General features: G+C 71.0%; 12 protein-coding genes and 1 pseudogene. 5 read left to right on the forward strand and 8 right to left on the reverse strand.

The features are described from left to right. Positions 1–436 (forward strand): MarR family transcriptional regulator (locus AB0M20_RS08915; protein WP_364296043.1); only part of this gene is annotated, 436 nt, incomplete at its 5' end. Here the strand turns inward: AB0M20_RS08915 and AB0M20_RS08920 are convergent. Beyond that, a complete protein-coding gene (locus AB0M20_RS08920; RefSeq protein WP_364296045.1) occupies positions 433–1,524 on the reverse strand; it encodes an ROK family protein in 1,092 nt (363 codons plus the stop codon). The genes AB0M20_RS08915 and AB0M20_RS08920 overlap by 4 nt on opposite strands. Positions 1,525–1,598: 74 nt before the next feature. On the opposite strand from AB0M20_RS08920, the gene xylA reads away from it, so the two are divergent. Genes xylA through AB0M20_RS08935 form a run of 3 tightly spaced genes read left to right on the forward strand, consistent with a single transcriptional unit; the run spans position 1,599 to position 5,714 of the window. Further along, complete coding sequence (gene xylA, locus AB0M20_RS08925; RefSeq protein ID WP_364296047.1) at positions 1,599–2,789, forward strand: xylose isomerase; 1,191 nt, start codon at positions 1,599–1,601, stop codon at positions 2,787–2,789. 52 nt (positions 2,790–2,841) lie between these two features. After that, positions 2,842–4,236 (forward strand): xylulokinase, encoded by a 1,395-nt coding sequence (gene xylB / locus AB0M20_RS08930; RefSeq protein ID WP_364296049.1) that lies wholly within the window; start codon positions 2,842–2,844, stop codon positions 4,234–4,236. Positions 4,237–4,253: 17 nt separating this feature from the next. Continuing rightward, a complete protein-coding gene (locus AB0M20_RS08935; protein ID WP_364296051.1) occupies positions 4,254–5,714 on the forward strand; it encodes an MFS transporter in 1,461 nt (486 codons plus the stop codon). Here the strand turns inward: AB0M20_RS08935 and AB0M20_RS08940 are convergent. From AB0M20_RS08940 to AB0M20_RS08970, 7 genes are all read right to left on the reverse strand, one after another. Then, on the reverse strand, positions 5,622–7,283 hold the full coding sequence (locus AB0M20_RS08940) for a glycoside hydrolase family 13 protein (RefSeq protein ID WP_364296053.1): 1,662 nt from the start codon (positions 7,281–7,283) through the stop codon (positions 5,622–5,624). The two genes, AB0M20_RS08935 and AB0M20_RS08940, sit on opposite strands and share 93 nt — an antisense overlap. 9 nt (positions 7,284–7,292) lie before the next feature. Continuing rightward, a complete protein-coding gene (locus AB0M20_RS08945; protein ID WP_364296056.1) occupies positions 7,293–8,012 on the reverse strand; it encodes an HD domain-containing protein in 720 nt (239 codons plus the stop codon). 44 nt (positions 8,013–8,056) lie between these two features. Continuing rightward, the gene (locus tag AB0M20_RS08950) at positions 8,057–8,956 is read right to left on the reverse strand and encodes an MHYT domain-containing protein (protein ID WP_364296058.1); all 900 of its coding nucleotides are present in this window, start codon (positions 8,954–8,956) and stop codon (positions 8,057–8,059) included. Positions 8,957–9,141: 185 nt separating this feature from the next. Then, positions 9,142–9,285: a GPGG-motif small membrane protein gene (locus AB0M20_RS08955; RefSeq protein ID WP_364296060.1), complete on the reverse strand. Its 144-nt coding sequence runs from the start codon at positions 9,283–9,285 to the stop codon at positions 9,142–9,144. Between the two features lie 35 nt (positions 9,286–9,320). Continuing rightward, positions 9,321–10,064, reverse strand: coding sequence for a metallophosphoesterase (locus tag AB0M20_RS08960; RefSeq protein ID WP_364296062.1), 744 nt, complete (start codon positions 10,062–10,064; stop codon positions 9,321–9,323). After that, positions 10,061–10,312, reverse strand: a complete 252-nt coding sequence (locus AB0M20_RS08965; RefSeq protein ID WP_364296064.1) for a hypothetical protein — start codon at positions 10,310–10,312, stop codon at positions 10,061–10,063. Before AB0M20_RS08965 ends, AB0M20_RS08960 begins: the two co-directional genes overlap by 4 nt. A 1-nt stretch (position 10,313) precedes the next feature. Beyond that, the gene (locus tag AB0M20_RS08970) at positions 10,314–10,880 is read right to left on the reverse strand and encodes a nucleotidyltransferase (protein ID WP_364296066.1); all 567 of its coding nucleotides are present in this window, start codon (positions 10,878–10,880) and stop codon (positions 10,314–10,316) included. Positions 10,881–11,036: 156 nt separating this feature from the next. Between AB0M20_RS08970 and AB0M20_RS08975 the strand changes: the two are divergent. Next, positions 11,037–11,320: pseudogene (locus AB0M20_RS08975) on the forward strand (thymidylate kinase); the annotation flags it as partial.

Consider the following 11,320-nt stretch of genomic DNA (forward strand, 5'->3'; position numbering starts at 1 on the left):
GCGCGCCGCGGCGCTGGACGACGCCGCGCAAGCCTTGCTGGCCTTCTGGGACGCGGCTCGCGAGCAGAGCACACCGCGATTGTCCTCGCCTCAGCTGAACGCGCTCATGGTGGTGGAGAAGGACGAGGGCATCAACCTGCGCGGGCTGGCCGGCCGGCTCCGCATGATCCTGTCCTCGGCCAGCCGGCTCTGTGACCGGCTGGTGGCGGCCGGGCTGGTCGAGCGGGTGCCCGGCCGGCTGGACCGCCGCGAGATCGCGCTGTACCTGACGCCGTCGTCGCGCCAGCTCCTCGCCGACCTGCGGGCGGCGCGACTGTCCATGGTGGGCGCCGTGCTCGACCGGATGTCGCCGGCCGGGCGGGATGCCCTGATCCGCGGCCTGACCGAGTTCGCCGGCGCCGCGGCCGAGCCCGACCAGGCGGCCCGCACCGCCTAGGGCTTGAGGCCCGCCACCTGGGGCTTGAGGAAGGTCGCCGGGTCGTCGATGACGGCGCGGATCACCGACTCGGCCGCTCCCCGCATCGCCGCGTCCGCGCCCAGGGCGGCGGCCCGCAGCGTCACCGGGGCCAGGTCCGAGGTGAGCACCCGGCGCCGCAGCTCGCGCTCGATACCGGGCTGCAGTTCGGGCAGCAGGGGGCCGTAGATGCCACCCAGCACGATGGTGTCCAGGTCGAGCAGGTTGACGACGGCGGAGAGGGCGACGCCCAGCGCCGTGGCCGCCCCGTCGATGTCGTGGATGGCCTCCTGGCCGGCGTACTGCTCGAGGCAGCCGCGGGCACCGCACCGGCAGGGCCGGCCGTCCGGGTCGACGGTGAGGTGGCCGATCTCGCCGCTCCAGCCGCGGGCCCCGCGATACAGCTCGCCGTCCAGCACGATGCCCGCGCCGACGCCGATCTCGCCGGAGACGTAGATGAAGCTGGGCCGCCCGCCGGCGGCGCGTAACTCGCTGAGAGCGGCCAGGTTGGCCTCGTTGTCCACGGTCACCGGGAAGCCGAGGGCCGCCGCCGCGTCCACGTCGCGCCACCCGAGGTTCGGCGCCACCCGGATGAGCCCGTCGCCGGAGACCAGGCCGGGCACCGCCAGGGCGGCGGCAGCGGGCCGGAAGTCGTCGACGAACGGCCGCGCCAGCCGGGCCATCGCCGCCAGATCACCCTGCGCATGATCCTCGACCACCCGCCGCCGCACGACACCGCTCAGGTCGATCGCGCAGGCGGCCAGGTAGTCGACGTTCACCTCGAGGCCCAGCCCGAACGCACCGTCGGGGTTGAGGGCGAGGCCGGCGGCCGGCCGGCCCGCGCCGGATCGGGGCGCCGGGTCGTGCTCGGTCAGCAGCCCACCCGCGATCAGGTCGTCCACCAGCGCGGAGACGGTCGCCCGGGTCAGGCCGGTGACGGCCGAGGTGGAGGCGCGGGAGATCGGAATTTCGCTGTTCGCGACCGTTCGCAGCACGAGCGCGAGATTGTGGGCACGAACGCTCGACTGCCGCACCGGCGCCGAGGAGGCGCCTTGGATGCGCGTCGTCACGCTCTTGACAATGCCACACCGCCGCCAAATAATTCAACCAATAAACAAATCATTCGTGTTACGTGGAGGTCACCGTGTCGGTACAGCCAACCCGCGAGGACAAGTTCTCCTTCGGCCTGTGGACCATCGGTTGGCAGGCCCGCGACCCATTCGGCACCGAGACCCGGCCGCCGCTCGACCCGATCGAGGCGGTGCACAAGCTCAGCGAGCTGGGCGCGTACGGCATCACCTTCCACGACGACGACCTGGTGCCCTTCGGCAGCGACGCACCCACCCGCGACGGCATCATCGCCGGCTTCAAGAAGGCGCTCGACGAGACCGGCATGGTGGTCCCGATGGTGACCACCAACCTGTTCACCCACCCGGTGTTCAAGGACGGCGGCTTCACCAGCAACGACCGTTCGGTGCGGCGGTTCGCGATCCGCAAGGTGCTCCGCCAGATGGACCTCGCCGCCGAGCTCGGCGCCCAGACCCTGGTGATCTGGGGCGGCCGGGAGGGTTCGGAGTACGACTCCGCCAAGGACGTGTACGCCGCCCTCGAGCGCTACCGCGAGGGGCTCAACCTGCTCGCGCAGTACTCCGAGGACAAGAACTACGGCCTGCGCTTCGCGATCGAGCCCAAGCCCAACGAGCCCCGCGGCGACATCCTGCTCCCGACCGCCGGTCATGCCATCGCGTTCGTGCAGGAGCTCGAGCGGCCCGAGCTCTTCGGCATCAACCCCGAGACCGGGCACGAGCAGATGTCGAACCTCAACTACACCCACGGCATCGCCCAGGCGCTGTGGCACAAGAAGCTCTTCCACATCGACCTCAACGGCCAGCACGGTCCCAAGTTCGACCAGGACCTGGTGTTCGGCCACGGCGACCTGGTCAACGCGTTCTCGCTGGTGGACCTGCTCGAGCACGGCCCGGTCGGCGGCGGCCCGGTGTACGAGGGCCCGCGGCACTTCGACTACAAGCCGTCGCGCACCGAGGACATGACCGGCGTCTGGAACTCCGCCATCGCCAACATGCGGATGTACCTGCTGCTCAAGGAACGGGCGCAGGCGTTCCGGGCCGACCCGGAGGTGCAGGAGGCGCTGCGTGCTAGCAAGGTGCTCGAGCTCGAGACGCCGACGCTGAACCAGGGCGAGACATACCAGGACCTGCTCAGCGACCGCGGCGCGTTCGAGGACTACGACGCCGACGCGGCCGGCGCCCAGGGATACGGATTCGTGCAGCTGCATCAGCTCGCGCTGGAGCACTTGATGCGGGCACGGGGCTGACTGGCCTCGCTCCGCAGCGCGGGTAGCCCATTCACCTGGGAGGATCAACACTATGTCGTTGGTTGCCGGGATCGATTCGTCCACCCAGTCGTGCAAGGTCGTGATTCGTGACGCCGAGACCGGGAAGCTGGTCCGGCAGGGACGGGCGACCCATCCGGACGGCACCGAGGTGCATCCGGACGCGTGGTGGTCGGCCCTGCAACAGGCGATCGACGAGGCCGGCGGCCTGGACGACGTGACCGCCGCCTCGGTCGCCGGTCAGCAGCACGGCATGGTGGTGCTGGACGAGGACGGCGAGGTGGTGCGCCCGGCGCTGCTGTGGAACGACACCCGCAGCGCCGGCGCCGCCGCCGAGCTGATCGACGAGCTGGGTGGCGCACAGGCCTGGGTGGACGCGGTCGGCATCGTCCCCGTCGCGAGCTTCACCCTGACCAAGCTGCGCTGGCTCGCCCGCAACGAGCCGCAGAACGCCGCCCGCGTCGCCTCGGTCTGCCTGCCGCATGACTGGCTGACCTGGAAGCTCGGCGGGAAGAAGGACCTGCGCACCGACCGCAGCGACGCCAGCGGCACCCTTTATTGGTCGGCGGCCTCCAACGAATACCGCCCCGACCTGCTCGAGCTCGGCTTCGGCCGGCGCATCCGGACCCCCGAGGTGCTCGGCCCGACCGGGGTGGCCGGGCATCTGCCCAACGGCGCCCCGCTCGGCCCCGGCGCGGGCGACAACGCGGCGGCCGGGCTGGGCACCGGCGCGCAGCCCGGCGACGTGGTGATCTCGATCGGCACGTCCGGGACCGTCTTCGTCTCCAGCGACGTGGCCCCCAACGACGCGAGCGGCACGGTCGCCGGGTTCGCCGACTGCACCGGCCGCTTCCTGCCGATCGTGGTCACGCTCAACGCGGCCCGGGTGCTGGACGCGGCCGCCAAGCTGCTCGGCGTCGACCACGACGAGCTGTCCCGGCTGGCCCTCTCCGCCCCTGCGGGCGCCGACGGGCTGGTGCTGATCCCGTACCTGGAGGGGGAGCGCACCCCCAACCGGCCGCTCGCCACGGGCGCGATCCACGGCCTCACGCTGCGCACCTCCGATCCGGCGCACCTGGCGCGGGCCGCGGTCGAGGGCATGCTGTGCGCGCTCGCCGCCGGCCTGGACGCGCTCGTCGAGAACGGCGCCCGGGCCAACCGCATCGTGCTGGTCGGCGGTGGCGCGCGCAGTGAGGCGGTGCGCCGGATCGCGCCGGCCCTGTTCGGCCTGCCGGTGCTGGTGCCCCCGCCGGGCGAGTACGTCGCCGACGGCGCGGCCCGCCAGGCCGCGTGGGTCGCCGCGGGCGGCGCGGCACCGCCCTCGTGGTCGGCAGAGACCCCCGAGGTGTACGAGGACACGAGCGTTCCCCTGATCAGGGAGCAGTACGCCGCGGCCCGTGACGCGGTGGTCGACCGCCCGGGCGGCTAACCTTCCTATCCGTGACCATGCGGGGCAGTAAGGCACATCGCGCCTACAGCGTGATCGTCTTCGTCGTCCTCGCGTCGCTGGACAACGTCGCGATCGGGCTGGTCCCGCCGCTCTACGGCTTCATCGGCGCCGAGCTCCACGTGGGCGAGGGTCACATCGCCCTGGCCACCACGGTGATGTTCCTGGTCAGCGCGGTGGCCGCGATCGGTTTCGCGTACGCGGGCGACCGCACCGACCGCAAGCCGGTGCTGCTCATCGGCACCGGCATCTGGGTGGCCGGCACGGTCTGGTCCGGGCTGTCCGAGAGCTACCCGTCGTTCCTGATGTCGCAGGTGCTCGCCGCCTTCGGGCTGGGCGCGGTCGCCTCGGTCAGCTTCGCCGTGGTCAGCGACCTGATTTCACCGAAGCGCCGCGGCCTGGTGATGAGCTTCTGGGGTCTGTCCCAGGGCCTGGGCACGATCGCCGGCACGATGGTCGGCGGCCTGCTCGGGCATGACGACTGGCGGCGTCCGTTCCTGGTCACCGCGGGGGCCGGCGTCATCGCGGCGATCGCGTACCTGTTCACCTACAACGTGCCGCGCGGCGACAGCCAGCCCGAGCTGGCCGGCATCGACTACGACGAGCGGATCCACCACGACCATCTGCCGGTGATCCTGCGCCGGCGCACCAACGTCTGGCTGATCCTGCAGGGGTTCTCCGCCCAGGTGGCGTTCGGGTCGCTGGTGTGGCTGCCGGTGCTGTTCCGCGCCCGGGCCGAGGACCAGGGCTACTCGGCGAGCACCGCCGTGCTGGTCGGCAGCGCCTTCGCCACGATCTTCCAGCTCGGCGGCGCCCTCTCCATCCTGGGCGGTCTGGTCGGCGACCGGCTGCAGCGCCGCACCCCGCGCGGGCGGGCCCTGGTCGCCGCGGTCGGCGTGCTCGCCGCGGTCCCGTTCTACGTGGTGCTGTTCTTCGTGCCGATGCGCATCACCGTGCCCGAGGGCGGCAGCTCCGGCGCGGTGATCGGCGCGGTGCTGGCCAACGTCTTCACCGAGCCGACGGTCGGGGCCTGCCTGGCCACCGCCGTTTTCGCGCTGGCCCTGACGTCGGCGAACTCGCCGAACTGGTTCGCCATGATCTCGGACGTGAACCCGCCCGAGCACCGCGGCACCGTCTACAGCCTCGGCAACCTGGTCAACGGGTTCGGCCGGGCCGGCGGCAACGCCCTGGTCGGCGTCGCCTTCCGCGGCCTGGCCACGGCCTTCCCGCCGCCGTTGAACTACGCCGTCGGGCTGGCCGCGTTCCAGTTCTTCTTCGTGCCGACCGGGATCATGTACTGGCTGGCGAGCCGCACCGTCGCCAAGGACATCTCGGACACGCACGAGCTGCTGCTGGCCGCCCGCGAGTCACACCTGCGCCCAGACGGTGACGTCGGTGGGGACCCGGCCGCCTCCGTCGAGCGGCTCGCTGCTCAACAGGACGGTCGCCCCGACCGGTAGCTCGACCGGCTCGGCGCCGAGGTTGGTCAGCACGAGCACGTCGCCGGTGCGGAAGGCGAGCACGTCGCCCTCGACCGGCTGCCAGTCCAGCGTCCGGACGCCGAGGCCGTGCTCCTTCCGCAGGCGCAGCGCCGACCGGTACATCTCGTACGTCGAGCCGGGCACGTCGCGCTGGCGGTCCAACGCGTACTCGGCCCACACCGGCGGCTGCGGCAGCCAGCTCTTGTCGGAGGGCCCGAATCCGTACGAGGGCGAGTCGGCCTCCCACGGGATCGGCACCCGGCAGCCGTCCCGGCCGTAGTCGGCGTGGTTGCTGCGGAACCACGCCGGGTCCTGCCGGAACTCGTCCGGGATCGTGGTGTGCTCCGGCAGGCCGAGCTCCTCGCCCTGGTAGAGGTAGGCGGATCCGGGCAGCGCCAGCATCTGCAGCGTGGCCGCCCGCGCCCGGCGCAGCCCCACCGCGGAGTCCGGCTGCGGGTCGCTCGGCCCGATCCCGCTGCGCCGGCCGTTCGGCGGTGTCAGCCCGAGCCGGGAGCTGTGCCGGCTCACGTCGTGGTTCGACAGCACCCAGGTGGTGACCGCGCCGACCGCGTCGTTGGCCGCCAGCGACTTCTCGATGACGGCCCGCTGGTCCGCCGCGGTCCAGCCGGCGAACAGGTACTCGAAGTTGAAGGCCTGGTGCATCTCGTCGGGCCGGACGTAGTGGGCGAGGCGTTCGAGCGGCTGCACCCACGCCTCGGCGACCAGGATCCGGTCGTCGTACTCGTCGAGCACCTGCCGCCACTCGCGGTAGATCTCGTGGACGCCGTCCTGATCCCACATCGGCGGGCGCCGGTCGTCCGGCGGCACGATCCACGGCCCGGACGACTCCGGATACTCCCAGTCGGCCAGATCCCGGTCCTTGACCAGCCCGTGCGCCACATCCACCCGGAAGCCGTCGACGCCGCGGTCGAGCCAGAACCGCAGCACCGCCACGAACTCGGCGCGGACCTCGGGGTTGTCCCAGTCGAGGTCGGGCTGCGTGACGTCGAACAGGTGCAGATACCACTGCCCGTCGTCGACCTGCGTCCACGCGCTGCCGCCGAAGGTGCTGCGCCAGCCGTTCGGCGGCTCGTCCCGGAAGATGTAGCGGTCGCGCTCGGAGCTGCCCGGTCCGGCCGCCAGCGCCGCCTGGAACCACGGGTGCTCGCTCGAGGTGTGGTTGGGCACCAGGTCGATGATGACCTTGAGCCCGAGCGCGTGCGCCTCGTTGATCATCTTGTCCGCGTCGGCCAGCGACCCGAACCGCGGATCCACGTCGCGATAGTCGGCCACGTCGTAGCCTGCGTCGTTCTGCGGTGACGGGTAGAACGGCGACAGCCAGACCGCGTCCACCCCGAGGTCGACGAGGTCGCCGAGATGCGAGGTGATGCCGGGCAGGTCGCCCATGCCGTCGCCGTCGGCGTCCGCGAACGAGCGGGGATAGATCTGATAGATGACGGCGTCGCGCCACCACTGGGGCGGTGGCGGGGCTGAGGATGGCACGGCCTTCAGTCCGGTCCGGGGCGGTGGCGGGGCTGAGGATGGCATGCCTGAAGGCTATCCGTCGAGAATGGCGGCGAAGCGTTCCTCCGCCAGGTCGAGCTGGTCGAGGATGTGGTCCTTGGCCTCGATCGACAGCGGGGTGTCCGGCCGGCCGACCAGTTCACGCAGCTTCGGCACCAGCGCACGATACTTGTGCGCCGATTTGTAGGCCTTCTCGTACGTGGTGTGGATGACCCCCACGCCGTTGTCGGTGAAGTCGGACACCTTGATGACGCGGGCCCACGGGTCACGGTCGAGGCTCTCCGCGACGTGCATCCGGTACTGCTCGTTGCGGTCGCGCTCCGGGTCGTACTCCGGATTGGTCACCGACCGCACCAGCTCGGCCACCCGCGGGTTGAAGAGCCTGGCCAGCTCGTCCACCGCGGCATCGGTCAGCGCCGCATGACCCAGATCGGCGGGCAGCCCGGACAGCTCGTCCGGGTGGTCCTCGACCGCGTCGTGCAGCAGCGCCGCGGTGATCACGTCGACGTCCCGGATGCCGTAGTAGCGCAGGATCCGGATCGCCACCCGCAGCAGGTGGTTGAGGTACGGCTCGCGCACCCGGCGGTCGTCCGCGTGCAGCCTCGCGGCCAGCGCCAGCGCCCGCTCGAGCCGTTCGCGCTCGCCGGCCGGGAAGCTCTCCAGCTCGAGGGCGAAGCGGTCACGCAGGCCCGCCTCGCCATACACCTCGGTGATCGCGTGCAGCGGCATCGACAGCAACATCCGGGACGCCATGTCGATCAGGTATACCGGACGTCACGCCCGTTCGGGGGACAAGGTCAGGAAGCGGTCGTCGTCGCCTCGGCGGCCGGGGTCACCGGCTCACGCCGGGGGACCGGGCGAGGTGACGGGCGGGTGCGGCGGGTGGCGATCGCGGAGGCCTGCTTGAGCGACCACGGGTTCTCGGCGTGCACCCCGCGCCGGGGCGTGCCGGCGCCGTTGGTGAACTCCTCGTCGGTCATCGCCTGCAGGGCGCTCAGCGCCATGGCGACGATCGTTGCCGCGGTCACCACCGTGATCGGCACGATCATCATCAGCGGCCGGATCCCGCTGATCGCCGGGCCGGCGACCCGGTCCAGCTCGACGCTCATCGCCGCCATGCCGGTGTAATGCATGCCGCACACCGCCACCGCCATCACCGCGGCCGCGCCGGTGATCGGCGCCCAGCCCTTGACCGACTGGGTGAACCACAGCGCCACGGTCGCCGCCACCACGGCGATGACGCCGGACGCGACGACCAGCGCCGGCCGGTAGTGGATCTGCCCGGAGACGTGCATGCCGGCCATGCCGGTGTAGTGCATGGCCAGGACCCCGATGCCGGTGAGCGAGCCGGCCACGACCGTCTTGGTGAGGCTGCGCCGCCCGTGCCCGACCACCATCAGGCCGGCGCCCACGGTCAGCACCGCCAGCGCCAGGCTGATCATGGTGAACGCGATGTCGTACCGGACCGGGCTGGTCGGCACGTCGAAGCCCAGCATGGCGGTGAAGTGCATCAGCCAGATCGCGGCGCCGCCGATGGAGAAGGCGGCGATGACCAGCCACCGGTTGCGGCGGCCACGGGTACGTGCGGCGCGCGCCCGCCCGGTGCAGAGCAGGCCCAGGAACGAACCGAGGAAAGCCAGCAGGTAGGCGGCCACGGGGTTGAAAGCGCCGTAGGTGAAGTGATGGACCTCGGCCACGATTTGCGCACCTCGCGAGATGTCGGGGAGTCTTTTCGCGAGGTATTCAGTCACTTATCGGTATCACTCCAACGCACAGCGTGTGCGGGTGACACCCGGGCGGAACGGGCGAAAAAAAAGAACCGGGCCACTGCGTCCAGTGGTCCGGTTCTGCTCGTCGGAACAGGGGGGAAGGTGCAGGGCGATCAGGTGAAGATGCTGACGCCGCCAGGTCCGACGAGCAGACCGACGACGATCAGGACGACGCCCCAGAGGACCTGCCGCCGGAACAGCGCGAGGATGCCGGCGACCACGAGGATGACTGCGAGAATCCATAGCAACAAGCTCATGTCGATCAGATACCCGATGCCCTGAAATCAGAAACCTAGGCGTGTACGAGGGTGACGTCGGCCTCGTCGGACAGCAGTTGGTACACGTTGTACGCCTGCTTGATGACCGGGTGGGCCACGTTGCGGACGGGCACCCCGCCGGGCGTACGCCCCCGTTCGGAGCCGTGGTGCGCGTGCCCGTGCAGGGCCAGCGCGGTCGGCGCCGCGTCGATCGCCCGCCCGAGCTGGTACGCCCCCAGGAACGCGTAGATCTCCACCGGCTCGCCGGCGAGCGTCTCCGGCACCGGGGCGTAGTGGGTCAGGGCCACCAGCGCATCACACTCCACCGAGGTCAATGCCGCCTCCAGCCGCTGCGCGCTCACTTCGGTGGTTTGCACGAAGTCCTTCATCTCGCGTTCGCCGAAGTTGCTGGCGCAGGCTCCGCCGAACCCGCCGCCGAAGCCCTTGACGCCCGCCACTCCGAGCCGGTGCCCGTTCAGCTCCAGCACCGTCGCGGCGCCCTCCAGCACGGTGATCCCGGCGCCGGTGAGCACCGCGGTCACCTCGTCCTGCCGGTCGCTCTGGTGGTCGTGGTTGCCGAGCACGGTGACCACGGGCACGCCGAGTCCGCCGAACTCCTCGACGAAGCTGGCGGCCTCCTCGGGCGTGCCGTGCCGGGTCAGGTCGCCGGCGATGAGCAGCACGTCGGCCACCTCGGGCAGCTGGTCCAGGGCGGGCCGGTAGCGGCCCACCACGTCCCGGTCGACGTGCACGTCGCCGACCGCGGCGATGCGGATCATGAAATCTCCTCCACCTCGGCGGGTGCCGACGTCCGGGTGATGCCGATGTCACAGGTGATCTCGACGTCCGGGAAGTTGGCGGTGATCTGCCGGCAGATCTCGTCGCGGCGTTCGGCGCTCTCCACCTCGCCGCCCAGCACCAGGGTCTGCTCCCGGCGTTGCACGGTGATGCCCTGCTCCGCGATCCGGCCGTCCTCGGTGAGCAGCCGCTGGATGCTCTCCTCGAGGTAGTCCGACTGATGTGTCATCTCAACCTCCATGAGTCTGCGGAACCACGTCCAAGCGGTCCAGCAGGACCAGGAAGGCTTCCGCGTACGGCGACTGGGCGGTCTCCTTGCGTACCCGGTCCCAGTCGATCTGCTCGCGCAGCGAGCGCGCCACCGGCAGTCCGGTGGCGAAGTCGCAGTAGTGCTGGGTGTAGCTCAGCAGCTTGTGCACCATGAGCTGGGTGGCCGAGACCACCGGCATGGCGATCGCCTCGACGGGCCGGATCACCGAGTCGGCGAGCGTGGCGTCGGTGACCGGCGACTCGACGGGGCGGTAGATCAGGTCCACCATCCTGCCCTCGTCGAAGACCTTCACCAGCCAGTCCTCGGGCGGCTGCTCCACCTCGAAACCGACGGCCGCCAGTTCCTCGAGCGCGCGCTCCTTGTCCTGCTCGCGGATCAGGAAGTCGACGTCGTGATCGCTGGAGTGGCCGCCGTGTGCGTACACCGCGAAGCTGCCACCCAGCGCGAAGGGGATCTCCGCCTGCTTGAGCACCGACGCGACCCTTTTGAGCGTGGTGGCGAGTCCTTCGTCCACCCGGTGCGGCATGGCGATCTCCGTTCGTAGCCAAACATGTGCCAGAAACGACTACCCGAGATGTCCGGTCCGCACACGCCTTCCGCAGGGACTGAAGGGCGCGTGACCGCAGTCCGCCGCTGCAGGCCGAGCCTATTCGCGTGACAGGCCCGAGTACCGTCGATTGCCATGGACCGGCTGCCGCGCACCATCGCTCTGATCGGCATGGACGGGTCCGGCAAGACCACGCAGGCGCACCGGCTGGCCGACGACCTGGCCGCCTCGGGCTATCGGGCGGCCTACCGGCGCAACGCGGGCGGGCGGCACTGGTTCGGGCGGCTGGCGCCGGTGTTCGGCCGGCGTGACGGCGACGACCTGCTGGGCCGTCGCGGCATGCTCTTCGCCGAGTTCGTCCTGCGCTGGTTCTCCCTGGTCCGCACCCTGCTCCGCCGCTTGATCACGGGCGAGACCGC

Source organism: Actinoplanes sp. NPDC051633 (genome assembly GCF_040681735.1).
Classification (GTDB): Bacteria; Actinomycetota; Actinomycetes; order Mycobacteriales; family Micromonosporaceae; genus Actinoplanes.